The sequence below is a fragment of the Dietzia sp. CH92 genome, from assembly GCF_032248695.1.
GTDB lineage: Bacteria > Actinomycetota > Actinomycetes > Mycobacteriales > Mycobacteriaceae > Dietzia.
In genome coordinates, this window is sequence record NZ_JAVHXC010000002.1 from 584,205 (window position 1) to 603,611 (window position 19,407).

At 72.0% G+C, this 19,407-nt stretch carries 17 protein-coding genes; 3 read left to right on the forward strand and 14 right to left on the reverse strand.

The genetic code is table 11. The features are described 5' to 3' along the window. Nucleotides 1-302: 302 nt before the first annotated feature. From urtE to RWK90_RS06170, 14 genes are all read right to left on the reverse strand, one after another. Nucleotides 303-1,004 carry an urea ABC transporter ATP-binding subunit UrtE gene (urtE, locus tag RWK90_RS06105; RefSeq protein ID WP_314035799.1) on the reverse strand — a complete coding sequence of 234 codons (702 nt, stop codon included), beginning with the start codon at nt 1,002-1,004 and terminating at the stop codon, nt 303-305. Then, nucleotides 1,001-1,942 carry an urea ABC transporter ATP-binding protein UrtD gene (gene urtD / locus RWK90_RS06110; RefSeq protein WP_314035801.1) on the reverse strand — a complete coding sequence of 314 codons (942 nt, stop codon included), beginning with the start codon at nt 1,940-1,942 and terminating at the stop codon, nt 1,001-1,003. The genes urtE and urtD overlap by 4 nt, the downstream gene beginning before the upstream one ends. After that, a complete protein-coding gene (gene urtC, locus RWK90_RS06115; RefSeq protein ID WP_314035803.1) occupies nt 1,939-3,249 on the reverse strand; it encodes an urea ABC transporter permease subunit UrtC in 1,311 nt (436 codons plus the stop codon). Before urtC ends, urtD begins: the two co-directional genes overlap by 4 nt. Beyond that, on the reverse strand, nt 3,246-4,130 hold the full coding sequence (gene urtB, locus RWK90_RS06120) for an urea ABC transporter permease subunit UrtB (RefSeq protein ID WP_314035805.1): 885 nt from the start codon (nt 4,128-4,130) through the stop codon (nt 3,246-3,248). Before urtB ends, urtC begins: the two co-directional genes overlap by 4 nt. Before the next feature lie 107 nt (nt 4,131-4,237). Then, complete coding sequence (gene urtA / locus RWK90_RS06125; protein ID WP_314035941.1) at nt 4,238-5,467, reverse strand: urea ABC transporter substrate-binding protein; 1,230 nt, start codon at nt 5,465-5,467, stop codon at nt 4,238-4,240. A 644-nt stretch (nt 5,468-6,111) separates the two neighbouring features. Next, the gene (locus RWK90_RS06130; RefSeq protein WP_314035807.1) at nt 6,112-7,119 is read right to left on the reverse strand and encodes an urease accessory protein UreD; all 1,008 of its coding nucleotides are present in this window, start codon (nt 7,117-7,119) and stop codon (nt 6,112-6,114) included. Next, nucleotides 7,116-7,751, reverse strand: coding sequence for an urease accessory protein UreG (gene ureG / locus RWK90_RS06135; protein WP_314035809.1), 636 nt, complete (start codon nt 7,749-7,751; stop codon nt 7,116-7,118). The genes RWK90_RS06130 and ureG overlap by 4 nt, the downstream gene beginning before the upstream one ends. 84 nt (nt 7,752-7,835) lie before the next feature. Then, complete coding sequence (locus RWK90_RS06140) at nt 7,836-9,038, reverse strand: MFS transporter (protein ID WP_314035811.1); 1,203 nt, start codon at nt 9,036-9,038, stop codon at nt 7,836-7,838. Between the two features lie 156 nt (nt 9,039-9,194). Beyond that, complete coding sequence (locus RWK90_RS06145) at nt 9,195-10,004, reverse strand: urease accessory UreF family protein (RefSeq protein ID WP_314035813.1); 810 nt, start codon at nt 10,002-10,004, stop codon at nt 9,195-9,197. Next, nucleotides 10,001-12,196 (reverse strand): urease subunit alpha, encoded by a 2,196-nt coding sequence (gene ureC / locus RWK90_RS06150; protein WP_314035815.1) that lies wholly within the window; start codon nt 12,194-12,196, stop codon nt 10,001-10,003. Before ureC ends, RWK90_RS06145 begins: the two co-directional genes overlap by 4 nt. A 59-nt stretch (nt 12,197-12,255) precedes the next feature. Further along, on the reverse strand, nt 12,256-13,137 hold the full coding sequence (locus tag RWK90_RS06155) for a hypothetical protein (protein WP_314035817.1): 882 nt from the start codon (nt 13,135-13,137) through the stop codon (nt 12,256-12,258). Continuing rightward, complete coding sequence (locus tag RWK90_RS06160; RefSeq protein ID WP_314035819.1) at nt 13,134-13,454, reverse strand: urease subunit gamma; 321 nt, start codon at nt 13,452-13,454, stop codon at nt 13,134-13,136. The genes RWK90_RS06155 and RWK90_RS06160 overlap by 4 nt, the downstream gene beginning before the upstream one ends. 160 nt (nt 13,455-13,614) lie before the next feature. Then, entirely contained in the window at nt 13,615-14,580 is a 966-nt protein-coding gene (locus RWK90_RS06165) for a PDR/VanB family oxidoreductase (protein WP_314035821.1), read from the reverse strand. Next, nucleotides 14,577-15,674, reverse strand: coding sequence for an aromatic ring-hydroxylating dioxygenase subunit alpha (locus RWK90_RS06170; RefSeq protein WP_314035823.1), 1,098 nt, complete (start codon nt 15,672-15,674; stop codon nt 14,577-14,579). The genes RWK90_RS06165 and RWK90_RS06170 overlap by 4 nt, the downstream gene beginning before the upstream one ends. A gap of 139 nt (nt 15,675-15,813) precedes the next feature. Between RWK90_RS06170 and RWK90_RS06175 the strand changes: the two genes are divergently transcribed. From RWK90_RS06175 to RWK90_RS06185, 3 genes are all read left to right on the forward strand, one after another. Further along, a complete protein-coding gene (locus RWK90_RS06175; protein WP_314035825.1) occupies nt 15,814-16,419 on the forward strand; it encodes a helix-turn-helix domain-containing protein in 606 nt (201 codons plus the stop codon). 68 nt (nt 16,420-16,487) lie between these two features. Then, on the forward strand, nt 16,488-17,861 hold the full coding sequence (locus RWK90_RS06180) for an amidohydrolase (RefSeq protein WP_314035827.1): 1,374 nt from the start codon (nt 16,488-16,490) through the stop codon (nt 17,859-17,861). A gap of 37 nt (nt 17,862-17,898) precedes the next feature. Next, the gene (locus RWK90_RS06185; protein WP_314035829.1) at nt 17,899-19,407 is read left to right on the forward strand and encodes an aldehyde dehydrogenase family protein; all 1,509 of its coding nucleotides are present in this window, start codon (nt 17,899-17,901) and stop codon (nt 19,405-19,407) included.

A 19,407-nucleotide genomic window follows, 5' to 3' on the forward strand; every position in this document is an offset into this window, starting at 1 on the left:
GCCAGGGCGGTCGAATCGCGTTTTCTCCGCCCTGGCTGCTGCCAAACGTGGCTGACGCGGGGCTCGCGGGGCTGACGCGGGCCTGGCGGGGCAGATGCGGGTATGGGGCGAGGCAGTGCGGAACCTGGCGGAGAACTTTGGTGTCACCACTGCGATCGTCAAGCCAATTTCTCGCAATGGGCACACCACAGTTTCGGACGCTCCACGGCCAGATTCCGGCCTGGGTCGGACACGGCATGGCCCGGCGGTTCGCACGCCTCTGACCTGCGGTGCCCTGAAGGGCCCTGTCAGGGCACCGCAGGTCAGATCGCCAGGGCGGCCGACACCGCCCCGGCGGCGGCGTCATCGGAGGCGCCCGAGTGCGAGATCCGCCCGGACTCCATCACGTAGTAGACGTCCGACGCGCGCAGCGAGAAGCCGACGTGCTGCTCCACCAGCAACACCGAGAGGTCGCCGCGGGAGGCGAGCTCCACGATGATGCGCTCGATCTCCGCGACGACATTGGGCTGGATGCCCTCGGTGGGCTCGTCCAGCACCAGCATCCGCGGCTCGGTGATGAGCGTCCGGGCGATCGCCAGCTGCTGGCGCTGACCGCCGGAGAGGAGGCCGGCCTTGCGGTCGAGCAGCTCGCGCAGGGCCGGGAAGAGATCCAGCGACTCGTCGATCAGCGCCTTGCCGCGCTTGCGACCGTCGGCGACGAGCTGCAGGTTCTCGGCCGTGGTGAGCTGGGTGAACGACTGCTGCCCCTGCGGGACGTAGCCGATCCCGCGGGCCACCCGCGCGTGCGGACGCAGGCGGGTGATGTCCTCGCCGTCGAAGGTGATGGTGCCGCCCTTGCACGGCAGCAACCCCACGGCGGTGCGCAGCAGCGTGGTCTTGCCGGCGCCGTTGTGGCCGAGGATGGCGGCCACTCCCCCGGCCGGGACCTCGAGGTCCACGCCGTGGACGACCTCCGAGCCGCCGTAGCCCGCGCGGACGCCGGTCATCGACAGTGAAGCGCTCATCGGGGGGACTCCTCGCTGATGGTGGGCTCGGTGGCGGCCGGCTCGGTGGCGGCCGGCTCGGTGGCGGCCAGTTCGGTGCCGGTCGCGGCGGCGGTGCCCAGGTAGACCTGCTGCACCTTGGGGTCGGCCTGGATCTCGGCGACCGTGCCCTCGGCCAGCACCTTGCCGGCGGCCAGGACGGTGACAGAGGTGGCGAAGGCGCGCATGAAGTCCATGTCATGCTCCACCACCACCACGGTGCGGTCGGCGGCGATCCGCTGCAGGAGCTCGCCGGTGGCCTGGCGCTCATCGGCGCCCATGCCGGCGACCGGCTCGTCGAGCAGCATGACGTCACAGTCCTGGACCAGCAGCATCCCGATCTCCAGCCACTGCTTCTGCCCGTGCGCCAGCACCCCGGCCTTGGTGTCGGCGAGGTGCTCCAGCCCGATCGTGGCCAGCGCCTCGGCCACACCGTCCTCCCGGCCACGACGCCTGCGCAGCATGGTGAGCACACCGCGGTGCGCTCCGGCCGCGATGTCCAGGTTCTGCTCCACGGTGAGGTCCTCGAACACCGACGCCGTCTGGAACGTACGCCCGATGCCGAGCCGCGCGATCTTGTGCGTCTTGAGCCCCAACACCGGCTGCCCCGACTTGTCGACGCGGCCGGTGGCGGGCACCAGCCCGGTGATCGCATCCACCACGGTCGTCTTACCGGCACCGTTCGGCCCGATGAGGAACCGCAGGTCACCCTGGATGAGCGTGAGGTCCACGCCGTCCACGGCCCGGAAGCCGTCGAACGTCACCGTGAGATCCCGGACCTCGAGGTACGCCCCGGCGCCCTGCTCACGGCCCGCAGGGCGGGACCGGGCCCCACCGGCACCGGGCGGGGACAATTCCGAGCCGGTGAGCGTGCCCGCCGAGAGCGCGACACCGGTACCGAAGGCGGACATGGGGGTCATCGGGACTCCTCAGAAGGGTGAGCGGAACCGGAGCGGGAAGCAGAGGCGGTGGCAGCGGCGACCGGAGACGGTTCCGCATCGCCGGCGGTGGCGGGTCGGTCCGGGGTGGTGGAGCTCGTCGTCGTCGTACTCGTCGTCGTACTCGTCGTCTCCCCCGACGCCGCACCGGCCGGCTCGTCCGCCGCGACCGGGCGCGGGGCCTTCGCGCGCCGGCGCCGCGCCACGAACAGCGAGGCCAGGCCGCCGGGCAGGAACCCCACCACCACGATGAACAAGATGCCCTGCAGGTAGGTCCACTGCGAGGGGTACGCCTCGGAGAACGCGGTCTGCGCCCACGCCACCCCGATCGCGCCCAACACCGGGCCGAGCAGCGTCGCGCGGCCCCCGATCGCCACGCCGATGAGGAACGCGATCGACGGCGCGATCCCGATCGCCGACGGCGAGATGATCCCCACGATCGGCACGAACAGCGCGCCCGCGATTCCGGCGGCGAACGCGGCCACCGCGTAGGCGAACGACTTGACCAGCGCCGGGTCGTAGCCCAGGAACCGCACGCGCTCCTCCTGATCGCGCACCGCCACGAGCAGCTCGCCGAAGCGGGAGGTCATAAGCTGGCGCGCCAGCAGCACCACCAGCAGCAGCGCGCCGCCGGCGAGGAAGTACAGCATCCGCCGGTTCGCCGGGTCGGACAGGGCGAAACCGAAGAACCCGGTGAAGCGGTTGAGGCCGTTGGAGCCGCCCAGCTCGGGCCGGCTGACCAGGAAGATCGCGGCCGCGGCGGCCAGGGCCTGCGACAGGATCGCGAAGTAGGCGCCCTTGACCTTGCGGTGGAACACCAGGTAGCCGAACCCGAACGCCAGCAGCGGCGGCACCAGCAGGATCACCGCGAGCGTGAAGCCGGGCGAGGCGAACGGCACCCAGTAGCCGGGCAACTCGCGCGTACCGGCGATCTGCATGAAGTCGGGCAGGGCGTCGGGGCCGCCGCGCTCGCGGGCGTCCGAGAGCTTGAGGAACATGGCCATCGCGTAGGCGCCCACGCCGAAGTACACGCCCTGGCCCAGGGTGAGCATCCCGCCGCGCCCCCACGCCAGGCCGATGCCGCTGGCGACGATCGCGTAACAGAAGAACTTGGCCAACAGGCTCAGGCGGAAGTCGCTGAGCAGCGCGGGCGCCAGGCCGAAGATGACCAGCGCGGCCGCCGCGAGGGCGGCCCAGAACAGCCAGCGCGGGCGGGTGGTGGGCGCGGTAGGTGACGACGACGACGAGGTGGTCGTCGCGTCAGCACGGGCAGTGGTGGTGTCGGTCATGCCAGGCTCCTGGTCTTGACGGCGAACAGGCCCTGCGGTCGCACCTGCAGGAAGAAGATGATGGCGACAAAGACGAGGACCTTGGCCACCGAGGCGGTGGTGGAGTATTCGAAGAACGAGTGCAGGACCCCCAGCGCGAACGCGGCGATCACGGCGCCCCGCAGCTGGCCCAGACCGCCCACGACCACCACGAGGAACGCGTCGATCAGGTACGACTGGCCGATCGTGGGGCTGGTCGAGCCGATGAGCGTGAGCGCCACGCCCGCCACGCCGGCGAGACCGGAGCCGATGAAGAACGTGGTGATGTCGGTGCGGCGGGAGCTGATGCCGGACGATTCGGCGAGGTCACGGTTGAGGGTGACGGCGCGGATCCGCCGACCCATGGGCGTGAACTTCATGGCGGCCATCACGGCGGCGACGCACGTGATCGCCAGGGCGAAGATGAACACGCGGGTCAGCGGCACGGACGCGCCCAGCAGCTCGACGCTGCCGCGCAGGAAGTCGGGCACCGCCACGTTGACGGCGGGGGCGCCCCAGATGTCGCGGGCGATCTGCTGCAGCACCAGGCCCACGCCGAACGTCACCAGCAGGGTGTCCAGCGGACGGGCGTAGAGGCGGCGGATGAGCGTCACCTCGAGCAGCACACCGAGCAGGCCGCCCACCACGAAGCCCAGCACCAGGGACAGGGCGAGGCCGGCGCCGGAGGCGGCCATGATCTGTTGCACGACGTAGGCGGTGTAGCAGCCGGCCATGATGAACTCGCCGTGCGCCATGTTGATGACGCCCATCTGTCCGAACGTCAGGGACAGGCCGAGCGCGGCGAGCAGGAGGATGGAGCCGATGCTCAATCCGGTCGCGAGTTGTCCGATGAGGATGTCCACACCGGCTCCTTTCTCCGGGGCCCGCCCTCCCCCGCCCCCGGCCCCGGTTCAGGGCCGGGCGGGAGCGGGGTGAGGTGGGGCGGGCTGTGGGGCGGGCTGGTCGGGGGTCAGTTGCCGGACAGCTCGCCGGCCCAGTCGTAGGTCTCGAGGAACGGGTCGGGCTCGATCGGCTCGCCGGAGGTCCACACCTCGTAGATCAGGCCGTCGGGGCGGATCTCGCCGACGATGGCGGTCTTGGAGATGTGGTTGTTGTCGCCGTTGATGGTCACGGTGCCCTCGGGGGCGTCGAAGGTGACGCCGTCGGCGGCGTCCTGAATGGCGTCGACGGCGAAGGAGTTCGCCTTCTCGACCGTGTTCTTCCACAGGAAGACGGAGGTGTAGGCGGCTTCCATCGGGTCGGAGGTGACGCGGTTCGCGCCGTACTTCGCCTTGAACGCCTCGACGAACGCGGTGTTCTCGGGGCTGGAGTTGGTCTGGTAGTAGTTCCACGAGGTGAGCTGGCCCTCGATGTTCGAGGCACCGATGCCCTGAACCTCCTCCTCGGCGATCGACACGCTCACCACCGGGGTGTCCTCGGCCGACAGGCCTGCGTTGGAGTACTCGCGGAAGAACGCCACGTTGGAGTCGCCGTTGAGCGTGTTGAACACGGCGTCCGGGTTGGCGGTGCGGACCTTGTTGACGATGGTGGAGAAGTCGGTGGAGCCGAGCGGGGTGTAGTCCTCGCCCAGGATCTCGACCCCGTTGGCCGCGGCCCACGCCTTGATGACGCGGTTGGCGGTCTGCGGGAAGACGTAGTCCGAGCCCACCAGGTACATGGACTTCACGCCCTGCTCCTTGAGGTACTCCAGGGCGGGGACGATCTGCTGGTTGGTGGTGGCGCCGGTGTAGAAGATGTTCTCCGAGGCCTCGAGCCCCTCGTACTGCACCGGGTAGTACAGCAGCGCGTTGGCGTCCTCGACCACCGGCAGCATGGCCTTGCGCGAGGAGGAGGTCCAGCCGCCGAAGATCGCGGCCACGCAGTCACTGGTGATGAGCTTCTGCGCCTTCTCGGCGAACACGGCGGGGTCGGAGGCGCCGTCCTCCACCACGGGCACGATCTGCTTGCCCAGCACGCCGCCCTCGGCGTTGATCTGCTCGATCGCCAGGGCCACCGAGTCGCGCACGGTCTTCTCGGAGATGGCCATGGTCCCGGACAGGGAGTGCAGCGAGCCGACCTTGATGGTGTCCCCGGAGGTGTCGACGCAGGATTCGGCGGCGGCCGCGGCGGTGTCGCTGGTCTTGCTGCCGCACGCGGTGAGCGCGCCCGCGCCGAGGATGACCAGCCCGGCGGTGGCCAGTGCGCGCCGGGTGCGGCTCGGGCGCCGGGCTCGGCTCGGGCGCTGGCTCTGACCGGAGGAGAGGGAGGTGGAGTTCACGTGATTGACCTGACCTTCACTGACCGGCTGTCGAGGCCTCCCGCGGGCTGCGGGGCTCGAAGCGCGATGCGGATAAAGGTATGGACATCATGTGAGTCAGCTGAGTCGCCGATGTTTCGCCACCGTTGCCTCTACCGGCGTTGTGTAACCGGTGTGTGACGCGGGCTCGCGGCGGTGGCCGGGGGCTGCGGCGGCTGCGGCGGGTTGTCGCGGGCTGCGATGGCCGGTGGCCGAGGGGGCTGCGGCGGTGGCGGCGTCTCCGCCGGTGTCTGCCGCGCGCGGTGGGCATTTCGCCATCACACCTCGCCCCGGATGCGCTGCGTTTTCGGCTCGCGCTGGCTCTGTGCACGGTTGCGACCCACTTGCGCTGGGACAGTGGACCACCGAGGCAGCGCGGGTCACGGTCGCAGCGCACCTCGGGCCACATGCGATGCCGAAATGCCCGCCGGGGCCCGGAGGTGAGCGCGAGCGCGGGCTAGAACGCGGACGCGGGCGCCGAGGCGCGGGCACAAGCGCGGGTCAGGGCGCGAGCGCGGGTCAGGACGCGGGCGCGGATTCCCCGCCAGTCAGCTCTTGCGCAGGTCCGCGGCGGGCGCGCCCAGCAGGTGCACGCGGGCCGCGGACCACACCGCCCGCACGGTGCCCTCGACGTTCTCCTGCCCGCGCCCCAGCACGCGCAGCCACGCGCCGCAGCCGTCGGGCAGGGTGCTCACGCCGCAGCGCACCCCCGCCCCAGCGCCCGCGGCTCCCTCGCTCGTGCCCACGACGCCGTCGGCCGCCTGTCGCATCACCGCGGCGAGCGCATCGGCGGGGCCGGGGGCCACCACGAACAGCGTGCCGATCGCGTCGGCGTCGCCGGTGACGAGCGGATGGCCCGCCTCGTCGCAGGTAATACGAGTGGTGTCCACGACGAGCGGGACGCCGCCGGGCCGCTCGATCTCGACCGTCGAGACGCAGGCGTCGACATCCCAGAGCTCGCCGCGGGCCACGCGGCCGGCGGTGAGGATGTCGGCGGCGATGAGCGTCGCGCTCTCGGGCACCTCGGCCCGCAGGCGCTGCTGGAACCGGCTGCGGCCGTACGGGATGAGCGGGTCGGGCAGCCACTCGCACACCGCGCCGTCGCCCAGCCGCAGGGCGACGTTCTGCGTGGCGTAGCCGACGTCCATGCGGTGCACGCGATTCGCGGCCTGGGTGGTGACGAGCGCGTGCGCACCCTCGGCGAACCGGATGTCCATGTCGAGCCGGTCGCCGCCCACGATCCCGCCGCCGGTCGACATGACGAACACCACGGGCATCCCGGGCATCGCCGGGTCGAGGTACAGCGGCCGCATCACCTGCAGCGGCGACTTCTGGAAGCGGTCGGCCAGCACCGTCCGCCCGGCCGGGTCGCGGGGATCGCGCCGGAAGTCCAGGTCCAGGACGCCGACCTTGCCGGGCGAGCCGACGGGCAACGCGCCGGGCCCGGCCTGCGGTCCGACGGCGACGACGGGCCACACGAACCCCGGGTCGGCGGCGCGGGTGAGCCGGTCGCCCGCCGGGCCGATATCTCGTCCGGTGCCGCGCGGCGCGCTCACTGCGCGGGCAGCAGGTCCGCCCGGCGCGACTCGAGGTAGTCCAGCACCTCGTCGATCCCGGTCCCGGACAGGCAGTCGGTGAGCGCGACCGGCTTGCCCGAGCGGACGCGGTCGGCGTCGGAGGACATGACCTGCAGGTCGCAGCGGACGTACTTGGCGATGTCGATCTTGTTGATCACCAGCAGGTCGCACTCGGTGATGCCCGGTCCGCGCTTGCGGGGCATCTTCTCCCCCTCGGCGGTGTCGAGGACGAACAGGAACAGGTCCACCAGCGCGGGAGAGAATGTCAGCGTGAGGTTGTCCCCGCCGGATTCGAAGATCAGGGTGTCCACATCGGGGTGGTCCTCGAGCATCTCCGCCCCCACCGCGAGGTTCATGGTGGGGTCATCGCGCACCGCGGTGTGAGGGCACGAGCCGGTCTCCACGCCCACGACTCGGGCCGGGTCGAGCACGCCGGCCAGGGTGCGGCGGACGTGCTCGGCGTCCTCCTGGGTGTAGATGTCGTTGGTGATCACGGCCGGGGTGCGACCCCGCGCGATCAGCTCGGGGACCAGTGCCTCGATGAGCGCCGTCTTGCCGGAGCCCACCGGCCCGCCGATCCCGATCCGCAACACCTGCTGTGCCTTCGCCATGGGCGGAACGCTAACGCAGTCGTGTTTCGGTTCTGTTGCGCACGATTCCGGTGTCCCCCGCTTCGCGGCGAGCGCCACGCCGCCCTAGTTCCTCGGCAGGACCAGCGCGGCGAGCAGGGTCGCGGCGGCGCCCAGGCCCAGCACCATCGCCACGGTGCCCGGCCATCCCGCCACGTGCAGGAAGATCCCGCCCGCGAACCCGAACAGCGACGACCCGCCGTAGTAGCCCAGGTTGTACAGCGACGAGGACTGGGAGCGCCCCGCCACCGCCGCCGACCCCGCCCAGCCCGAGGCCACGGCGTGCGCGGCGAAGAACCCCACCGTGAGGATCACCGTGCCGGCGACGATCACCCACAGGTCGGCGACCAGGGTGAGCGCGGTGCCGGCCATCATGGTGAGATTCCCCGCGATGAGCACCGGCTTGCGGCCGAAGCGGGAGGCCAGCACTCCGGCCCGGGGCGCCGAGACGGTCCCGGCGAGGTAGGCCAGGAAGATGAAGGACACCAGCCAGATGGGCAGGGAGAACGGCGGGTCCGCCAGGCGGAAGCCGAGGAAGTTGTACACGGCCACGAACCCGCCCATGGTGAGGCAGCCCTGCAGGTAGATCACCCACAGCGTCGGCGACCGCAGGTTGCCCAGCAGCGCGGCCATCGCCTCCCCCAGCCGGGTCACGCGCGGGGTGAAGTTCTGGGCGCGCGGTGCGGTGCGCAGGAAGACGAGCACGCAGAACACCGCGAGGCCCGTGACCGTGAGCATCCCGAGCTCCCAGCCGACCGCCTGGCCGACGGGCGCGGCGATGATCCGGCCGGCGAGGCCGCCGACGGTCGTGCCGGACACATAGGTGCCCGCGGCGATCGCGGCGACCTTCGGGCTCACCTCCTCGCTGAGGTACGCCACGGCCAGGGCGGGCACACCGCCCAGCATGAGGCCCTCGACGAACCGCAGGGCGAGCATCCACCAGAACCCGGGCATGACCGTGATCAGGGCCGCGCACAGGCAGGCCAGCACGATCGCGGTGAGCATCGCGCGCTTGCGCCCCACCGCGTCGCCGACGTACGACCACGGGATCACGCCCAACGCCACCCCGAGGGTCGCGGCGGAGATCATGAGCGCGGCCCGGTCGGGGCTGACGCGGAGGTCGTCCGCGATCAGCGGAAGCAGCCCCTGCGGCGAGTAGAGCTGGGCGAACGTGGCGACGCCGATGAAGAACAGCGCCGCCAGCAGGCGGCGGTACGGCGGGGTCCCCGGATGCAGGCCCGCGCCGGAGCCAGCCGCGTCCTCGTTCACAGGCCCTCCCGGTTCGTCGCGAACGCGGGCCAGCGTAGGCCCTCGCGCTCGTCACGCCGCCGGGTGGCCCGCTCAGCGGATCGCCGTGACCTGCGGTGCCCTGCTCGGCGCGTTCAGGGCACCGCAGGTCAGAGCCGGTGCGACCCGGCGCTGCGATCAGGACGCGAACAGCCGCGCCTCGGCCCGCTCGTGGTGGCAGGACGCCAGGTCCAGCACGGGCGCGAACCCGCCCAGCTCCTCGAGTGTGCGGCCCACGGCGGCGTCGGCGACCTCGGCGATCACCGGGGCCGCCCCGCGGACGAGGGCCTGGGCGCTGCGGTGGTCGGCCAGGCGCAGCCGCAGTGCGGCACCCGACAGGCTGATCACCAGGGCGGTGAGGTCCGCGGCGACGGCCTCGCGCTGGCTCAGCCCGCCACGGGCGTACACGACGCCCATGACCACCGACTGCGACCCCGGCGACCGGCGGGCCCGGACGTGGTCGTTCCACGCCGAGAGCACCGGGTCGTCGAGCAGCTCAGCGGCCAGGTCGAGCACCTGCTTGCCCGTGCGGGTGGCGCCGTCGCGGAACTCGCGTGTCAGCCGGGTGACGTGGAGGCGCTGGTCGATGCGGGTCAGCGCCGCGAGCAGCGGGGCGGGGTCGTGCCCGCCGTACTCCCGCGTCGCCGCCCACGCCAGGGCCAGGGCCGTGGCGTCCGCGGGTCCGGCCGAGTGGCGCAGGATCCCGTGCACGGCCTCGGCCACACTCAGCGTCCCGGCGGGTTCGAGCGCACCCGATTCGCGCAGCCCCTCCAGCCCGTGCGAGAGCGTGTACATGCCCGAGGGGAACGAGGAGTCGGTGAACTGCAACGCGAGCAGCAACGTCGACAGGTCCGCGCGACCGGCGCCCTGCTCACGGCCGGCAGGGCGGCGGACCTCGTCGTCGTCGTCGCCCCTGACCCCGTCACCCACGCCCACGCCGCCCCTCACGCCAGGTAGTGGAGCTGGGCCAGCGGCAACGAGGTCGCGGGCGCGATGGTGGCCACCTCGCCGTCGACGGTGACGACGTAGGTCTCGGGATCCACCTCGATGGTCGGGCAGCGGTCGTTGCGGACCATGTCCTTCTTGCCGATCCCGCGGCAGCCGCGCACGGGCAGGCACGGCGAGGTCAGGCCCAGCTGCTCGGGCACGCCCGCCTCGATCGCGGCGGCCGACAGGAAGGTGACGCGCGTGGACTGCAGCGCCCCGCCGTACGCGCCGAACATGGGGCGGTAGATCACCGGCTGCGGCGTGGGCAGGGAGGCGTTGGGGTCGCCCATCGGCGCCCACACGATCATCCCGCCCTTGATCACCAGCGACGGCTTGGCCGCGAACGACTCCACCGGCCACACCACCAGGTCCGCGAGCTTGCCCGGTTCGATCGAGCCCAGGTGGTCGGCGACGCCGGCGGCGATGGCCGGGTTGATGGTCATCTTGGCCACGTAGCGCAGGACGCGCTCGTTGTCGTTGCGGTCGCTGTCCTCCGGCAGCGGCCCCCGCTCGACGCGGCAGTGGTGCGCGGTCTGGAACGCGCGCTGCCACGACTCCCCGATCCGGCCCATTGCCTGGGAGTCCGATGAGAAGATGGAGATGATCCCCTCGTCGTGCAGCACGGTCTCGGCGGCGATCGTCTCCGCGCGCACCCGGGAGTCGGCGAAGCTCACGTCCTCCGGGATGTCGTGCGACAGGTGGTGGCACACCATCACCATGTCGAGCAGCTCGTCCACCGAGTTCACGGTGTACGGCAGGGTCGGGTTGGTCGAGGCGGGCAGCACGTTGGGCTCGCCGCACACCCGCAGGATGTCGGGGGCGTGGCCGCCGCCGGCGCCCTCGGAGTGGAAGGTGTGGATGGTCGAGTCGCCCAGCGCGGCGCGGGTGTCCTCGTAGAAGCCGGACTCGTTGAGGGTGTCGGTGTGGATCGCGACCTGCACGTCGTAGGCGTCCGCCACCTCCTGCACGCAGCGGATCGCCGCGGGGGTGGTGCCCCAGTCCTCGTGGATCTTCAGCCCCGCGGCGCCGGCCACGATCTGCTCGACCGCCGACTCCGGCTGCGAGGTGTTGCCCTTGCCCAGGATCCCGATGTTCACGGGCAGCCCGTCGGCGGCCTGGAGCATCCGCCCGATGTTCCACGCGCCGGGCGTGCAGGTGGTGCCCTTGGTGCCCTCGGCCGGGCCGGTGCCGCCGCCGAACAACGTGGTCACGCCGTTGCTCAACGCCTCGTCGACCTGCTGGGGCGCGATGTAGTGGATGTGGGTGTCCACGCCGCCGGCGGTGACGATCTTGTGCTCGCCCGCCACGACCTCGGTGCCGGGGCCGATCACCAGGTCCGGGTGCACGCCGTCCTGCAGGTGCGGGTTGCCGGCCTTGCCCACGGCCACGATCCGCCCGTCGCGCACCCCGATGTCGCCCTTGACCACGCCCAACACCGCGTCCACGATGATCGCGCCGGTGATCACCAGGTCGAGCGCGCCCGAGGCGCGGGTGCCCGCCGGGTCCTGCGCCATGCCGTCGCGGATCGCCTTGCCGCCGCCGTACACGGCCTCGTCGCCGTAGCCGCTGCTGCCGTCGGTGGTCACCGCGTTGTGATCGGTCGTCACCTCGATCGTCAGCACCGTGTCCGCCAACCGCAGCCGGTCACCGACGGTGGGTCCGTAGATGTCCGTGTAGGTCGCGCGCGGGAGCACGGTCGGCGGGTCCTCGGCTCCGGGCACCGTGTCGGCGGGCACGGCGTCGCGCGGCGGGCTCACCTCGTCGTCGTCGTCCCCTTCCCGCTCCTCGTGCAGAAAGCCCTGCTCGCGCATCCTCCGCAGCGCCCGCGCGCGCACGTCCGCGTCGTCGAGCGGTCCGTCGACCAGGCCGGAGAAGCCGTGACACACGCGCGCGCCGGCGAAGTCCACCAGCCGCACCGTGCGGGTCTGGCCGGGCTCGAACCGCACCGCCAGCCCGGCGCCGATCGCCAGGTGACGCCCGTACGCCGCGAGGCGGTCGAAGCGCAGCTCCCGGTTGGCCTCGAAGAAGTGGTAGTGCGAGCCCACCTGCACGGCGCGGTCACCGGTGTTGGTCACGCGCAGTTCGATCGTGCCGCGGCCCGCGCCGAGCGTGATGTCTCCACTGCCGTAGAGGTAGTGCACCGATCCGGACATTCAGGCTCCTCGGGGTCTCGTTCAGGGGTCAGCGCGGGTGGGGTCAGTCCACGTGAGGGTCAGTGCGAGTGGGTGTAGACGGTGCCGTCGGCGGCGACGTGGGAGTGCGCGTAGCCGTGGCCATCCTCGGCGTCGAGCGCGGCGTCGATGCCGTCGTCGCCGTGGTCGAACCGGTGAACCGCCTCGGCGACGCGGGTGTCGATCACGCTGCGCAGCACCGCCGGTCCCATGAGGGGGGCACCCTCGCCGGGCAGGTCGAGGCCGGTGACCGGCGCGGGGTCGAAGGTCGCCGGGAGCAGCACCGGCGCCCCGCCGCCCAGGGCCCGGACGCGTTCGAGTCCCTCGGACAGGTCGGGGTCGGGGTCGTCGCCGCCGTGGAACGCCACCTCCACCAGGCTCGGCCGCCCGTACTGTCGCGCGAGACGGGCCAGGCGGAACAGTTCGGCGTCGGCGAAGGGGTCGATCGCGCGGCTGACCACCAGCGCCGCACACGCCGCCTCGTGCCGACGCAGCGCCGCGCGCAGGCGGCTGACCAGCATGGTCGCGTCGCCGAACGGCGCGGCCAGCGCCACCGCGCCGGTGCGGTCGGTGCCGTCGGCGCCATGCGCCAGGCGGGCGCGGACGTCGCGCAACGTCCGGGAGCAGTCGGCGACCATGGCGGGGGCGCGTCCGAACGTCATGGGGACGACGACGACGAGGCCCGCCTCCCCCGACTCCGAGCGGGCCGTTCCCGTCACCGCGTCGGCGAGCCCGCGTCCGGGCCGCGCCGCCGGGATGCCCAGGTCGGGCATCTGCTCGGACTCCGGGCCCAGCGCCAGGACGACCCGGGCGGTGGCCGGGTCGGTGTGCGCGTGGCCGTGGCCGGGTGCGTGATCGTGGCCGTGCTCGTGCGCGTGGTCGTGCGCGTGGCTGTGCTCGTGCGCGTGGCCGTGGCCGCTCATGCGCTCTGCTCCACCGGCCCGATGGGGTCGTGCACCGTGACGAGCTTGGTGCCGTCGGGGAAGGTGGCCTCGACCTGGATCATCGCGATCCGCTCGATCACCCCGTCCATCACCTGGCCCGCGTCCAGCACCTGCCGGCCCAGGCTCATGCACTCGGCGACCGTGCGGCCGTCGCGGGCGTGCTCGACGATCTCCCACGAGATGAGCGCGGTGGCCTCCGGCACGTTGAGGAGCACCCCGCGCTCGAGCCTGCGGCGCGCGACCTCGGCGGCCGTGAACAGGGTGAGCTTGTCCAGTTCGCGCGGGGTGAGCTTCATGGGCGGGTCCTCTCGGTCGCGTCGACGGATCAGAACGCTAGCGGCGTCGTGTGTCGGCTGTGTTACCTACCTCGGCGGCACCCCTGACCTGCGGTGCCCTGCTCGCCGCCGGCAGGGCACCGCAGGTCGGCCGGCATTGTCGGCCGGCGTTGTCGGCCGGTCAGATCCCCAGGGTCAGCGTCGGGGTGAGCGACCGCGAGCAGCACACGGTGATGAGCGAGCCCGCCTCCCGCTGCGCGGCCGACTGGACCTCGTCGCGGTGATCGGGGACGCCGGCGAGGACCGGGGTGAGGCAGGCCCCGCAGATCCCCTGCTCGCAGGCGAGCGTCGTCTCCACGCCGCCGCGGCGCAGGGCCTCGGCGATCGTCTCGTCCGGCGCGACGGGCAGCTCCCGCCCCGTGGAGGCCACCACCACGGTGAACGCCTCCCCCGGTGCCTCCACCGACCGGACCCGGCCGAACTGTTCGGCGCGGACCGAGTCCCGGGGCCACTCCAGGGCGGAGGCGCAGCCCGTCGCGGAGGCGATCATGCCCAGCGGCCCGCACAGGTACAGCGCGCGGCCGGGTCGGGGTCGGGGGATCACGGTCTGCGCGCGCCCCCGGAACCCGTCTCCGTGTGCGCTGAAGTGCAGCATCACCCGGTCCCGCCACGGCCGCGAGTCGAGGTGCCTCTGTAGAGGCAGGCTCTGCGGGGTGCGCGTGTAGACGTGCAGCTCGAACGAGTCGCCGCGGCGGTGCAGGGTCTCGGCCATCGACACGAGCGGGGTGACGCCGATGCCCCCGGCGATGAGGATGCTGTGGTCGGCGTCGGGGTCCGGGCGGAAGGCGTTCCGGGGTGGCGAGATCGCGAGGCGGTCCCCCACGGCCAGGCGGTGGACGGCGGCCGACCCGCCCCGGCCGTCGGGGTCGCGCAGGACCGCGACGAGGTAGCGATCGCGCTCGTCGGCTGCGCCGACCAGGGAGTACTGCCGGATCAGCCCGCCCAGGTGGAGGTCGATGTGGGCCCCGGCGTCGAACGGCGGCAGCACCGTCCCGGCGTCGGCCGGGCGCAGGTCCACCAGGAGAACCCCCTCGCCGTCCGGGGTGAGGGCGTGGACCACCACGTCGAGGGTGCGCGGCGCGGTCATGCGGTGAAGAACTCGGACAGGCCGGCGGCGCTCAGGGCCCGGCGGTAGGCGATCGAGGACCGGTCGGCGGGGATGTGGACCTCGAGGGCCGGGTCCAGCGGCAGGTTCTCCGGTTTCTGCTGTTCCACCACGCGGCGGTCCTCGTTGAAGACCTGCAGGTTGAAGTCGTAGACCTCCTGCAGTGGTTGATCGGTGTCGAAATTGCGGCAGCGGGCGTCGAACAACCGCGTCCTGGTGGCCGAGACCGGCGAGGCGGCGTTCATCAGGCTCAGGCGGATGTCGCCCGGGAAGTACACCACCAGGCTGCCGGTGAACGGGACGTGGAGGCGGTAGTGCCGCAGCCACAGGAAGTCTTCGGGGACCTCGAGGGTGGTGCCGGCCGGCAGGTTGGACACGGTGGACCAGTACTCGGCCTCGAACCCGTCCGCGGTGGGCACCGGCATGTACTCGGGGACCACCTGGTTCCCGGGATCGGCAAAGGTCTCGTGGTGGACAAAGGCGAAGTGGCCCACGTCGAGGAAGCCCTCGATCTGGCGGCCGGCGAAGGCCTCGATGTCGATCCACGGGCAGTTGATCTGCTGGAACCCGGCGTCGTCCCAGTGCGGGACGGCCGGGATCTGGGGCTCGTCGCCGGGTTCGGCCGCGAGGCAGGTCCACACCAGGCCGTACCGTTCCACGGCCGGGTAGGTCCTCAGATGCATCCGCTCCGGGATCGCGCCGTCCGGGTGGGCGGGGATCGCGGTGCATCTCCCCGCCGCCCCGAAGCGCAGGCCGTGGTACGGGCAGCGGATCCCCTCTCCGTCGCCCTGGTCCTGCCCCAGGCTCAGCTTGGTCCCGCGGTGGGGACACAGGTCGTCGGCCACGACCAGCGCGCCGGCGCCGGGGCCCTCGCCGCCCACCCGGTAGATCACCAGCGGCACGTCGAGCAGGGTCGCCCCGAACGGCCCGCCGGTGACCTCGGAGGACAGGGCGACCGGGTACCAGTACCGGGTGAGGATCCGCCAGTCGTCGGGGGTGAACGTCAGCGCGCGCGGCAGCGGCAGCGGCGCACGGCCGGCGGCGGTCTGCGCCTGCGGAATCGTCGGTAGCGACATGGGTGCTCCCTGAGGTGGGTGGAGGGGTGGTCCGTTGTGACCGTGATCGTAGGCAGCAATATTTATTAGCTCGCATCAATCGCGTTACGGGCGCGTTTCCGGGCCGCCGGGCGCCGATCCCGCCGGTTATGGTCGTCGGGTGCCGAACTCCTCCCGCCGCGCCGGCGACGTCCCGGTCGAGCCACTCATCAGCGCGTCCCTGGGCCGCGCGATCCGCGAGGCCCGCACCGCCGCCAAGCTCTCGATGCGCGCCCTCGCCTCCGCCGCCGAGATGAGCCAGCCCTTCCTGTCCCAGATCGAGTCCGGCCAGACCATGCCGTCACTGGCCACGCTGTACCGGATCGCCAAGGTGCTCGGCATCTCGCCCGCGGAGCTGTTGCCCGCCGAGCCGGACCCGGCCCCCGTGCACCTGTCCCGCGCCGCCGAGGCCACCTGGGTCCCCGTCAGCGAGAAGGACAACGCCGGGACCACCCGCGTGGTGAGCAAGGGCCTGGCCAACGTGCAGGAGTACCGCATCCTGCCGGGCCAGTACCTCGGTGACTGGTTCGAGTCCGACGGCGAGCTGTGCGTCTACGTCCTCGAGGGCACCATCGCGGTGGACCTCGAGGGCGCCGAGCCCTACGAACTGGGCCCAGGGGACGCCCTCACCCACCCCGGGGGCCTGCGAAACCGCTGGTCAGTGGTCGGCGACGACCCCGTGCGCATCATCCTCGTCTACGTCGGCGACCGCGCAACACCGCCGTAATATTATTGCCACATGCAATAAATGATTGACTCCTACTATCGGCAGCAGCCGACAGAAGAGAGTCAGACATGGCCGTATCCCAGCTCCTCGTCCCCGACATGGTCGTGACGATGGACGACGACCTCACGATCCTCACCGGGACCGCCGTCCTCGTCGAGGGCGGCGTGATCACCGCCCTCGGGGACCCGGCCGAACTCGCGGCCGCACACCCCGGCACGCAGCGGATCGACCTCCCCGACCGCCTGGTCATGCCGGGCCTGATCAACGCCCACCACCACTCGGGCATGCTGCGCGGCACCGCCGAACACCTCCCGGTGTGGGAGTGGCTGCGCCTGCACATCGACCCCATGCACCGCGTCCTGCGCCCCGAGGAGGCCGAGGCCGCCGCGTGGCTCTGTTACGCCGAGGGCCTGCTCGCCGGCACCACCACCGTCGTCGACATGTGGCGGTACATGGACGGCGCGGCGCGGGCGGCGTCCTCCCTCGGCAACCGCCTGGTGACCGTCAACTACGTGGGCGAACACCCGGACTTCGACTACTTCGACACCCTGGACGACAACGAGCGGATGCTCCGGGAGTGGACGGGCGCCGCCGGCGGCCGCATCATGCCGTGGGTCGGCCTCGAGCACCCGTTCTACACCGACGCCGCAGGCCAGCAGCGCGCGATCGCCATGGCCCGCGACTACGACACGGGGATCTACACACACTGCAGCGAATCGGAGATCGAGGTCGCCGACTTCCTGTCCGCCTACGGCGCCCGTCCCATGTTCGCGCTGGACGAGCTCGGGTTCTTCGACACCCCTCACGCCCTCATCGCGCACGCCGTGTGGCTGGACCAGTCCGAGGTGGAGCTCATCGCCGCCCGCGGGGTGGGCGTGTCCCACAACCCCGTCTCCAACATGAAGCTCGCCAGCGGCATGGCGCCCGTGGCCGACATGCTGGCCGCGGGGGTCAACGTCGGCATCGGTACCGACGGAGAGAAGGAGAACAACAACCTCGACATGTTCGAGGAGATGAAGGTCGCCTCCCTGCTCGGCAAGCTGCGCACGATGGACGCCGCCGCCATGGACTCCTGGCAGGTCCTGCAGATGGCCACCCGGGGCGGGGCGGCGGCGATCGGCCGCGGTGACCAGCTCGGGGCCATCACCCCGGGTCGCGCGGCCGACCTCATCGCCGTGCGCACCGACACCCCGCGGATGACGCCGCTGCTCACCGACGGTGCCTACCCCAACATCCACCACAACCTCGTCCACGCCGTCCGCGGCTCGGACGTGGACCTGACGATGGTCGCCGGCGAGATCGTGGTGCGCGACGGCCAGCTCGTCAACGCCGACCTGCCCGAACTCATCGACCGCGTCCGCTCCCTGGTCCCCGGACTGTTCGAGCGACGCTCCGCCTGGCTCGAGGCCAACGCCGACCCGAGCGGCCTGTTCCACGCCTGAGCACGCGCACCCTCCCCCAGACAGACACGAGGCCCACATGACCATCGACATCCCGACCCTGGCCTACCGCGACCGCGTCGCCGCCTTCCTCGCCGACTCCCCGGGCCGCCTGCTCATCGACGGCGCGTGGGTGGACTCCGCCTCCGGCGGCACCTTCCCCACCGTCGACCCCGCCTCCGGCGCGCACCTGGCCGAGATCGCGGCGGGCGACGCAACCGATGTGGACCGGGCGGTGACCGCCGCCCGCACCGCCCTGGACGGCGAGTGGTCGCGGATGACCCCCGCCGACCGTGGCGCCCTGCTGTGGCGGATCGCCGACGTGATGACCGAACATCTCGACGACCTGGCCGAGCTCGAGACCCTGGACCAGGGCAAGAACCTGCGCACGTCCCGGCTCGGCGAGGTCCCGGCCGCGATCAACCAGTTCCGCTACTACGCCGGCTGGCCCACCCGCATCCTCGGTCAGACCATCCCCACCTCCCTGGGCCGGATCCCACCGGGCAAGCAGGTCCACGCCTACACCCGCCGGGAGCCCGTCGGGGTGGTCGCGGCGATCGTGCCGTGGAACTCCCCGCTGATCATGGCCGCGATGAAGCTGGCGCCCGCGCTGGCCGCCGGCTGCACGATCGTGCTCAAGCCGGCGGAGAACACCTCGCTCACCGCGCTGTACCTTGGCCGCCTGCTCCGGGAGGCGGGCGTGCCGGCGGGCGTGGTCAACATCGTCACCGGCCTGGGCGCCGAGACCGGACAGGCCCTCGCCGAGCACCGCGGCGTGGACAAGATCGCCTTCACCGGGTCCACCGCCGTCGGCAAGAAGCTCGTGGCCACCGCCGCCACGGACCTCAAGCGGTGCACCCTCGAGCTGGGCGGCAAGTCCCCCGCCCTGGTGATGCCGGACGCGGACCTCGCCGCCGCGGTGGAGGGCATCTCCCGCGGGATCTTCGACAACGGCGGCCAGGTCTGCGTGGCCAGCGCCCGCGTCTACGCCCATCGCAGCGTCTACCTCGAGCTCGTCGACGGCATGGCCGCCTTCGGCCGCGGGCTCACCCTGGGCCACGGGCTCGACTCCGCCGCCGACCTGGGCCCGCTGGTCAGCGACGTGCAGGCCCGGCGGGTGGCGCAGTTCATCGACGAGGGCCGTCAGCAGGGCGCGACCGTGGTCAGCGGCGGCGAGCTGTCCGGCCCGACCGGCACGTTCTACTCCCCCACCGTGGTGACCGACGTGCGCGCCGACATGCGCCTCATGCGCGAGGAGGTGTTCGGCCCGGTCGCGGTGGTGACCCCGTTCGACGACGTCGACGAGGTGCTCGGCTGGGCCAACGACTCCCGCTACGGCCTGGCCGCCAGCGTGTGGACCGAGGGCCTGAGCGCCGCGCACCGCCTGGCCGCCCGCCTCCAGGCCGGCACCGTCTGGATCAACTGCCACTCGTTCCTCGGCCCGGAGCTGCCCAAGGGCGGCCACAAGGAATCGGGCTGGGGATACGAGAACGGAGCGCAGGGCCTGGAGAACTACCTCGAGACCAAGACCGTCGTGGCCCTGGTCTGA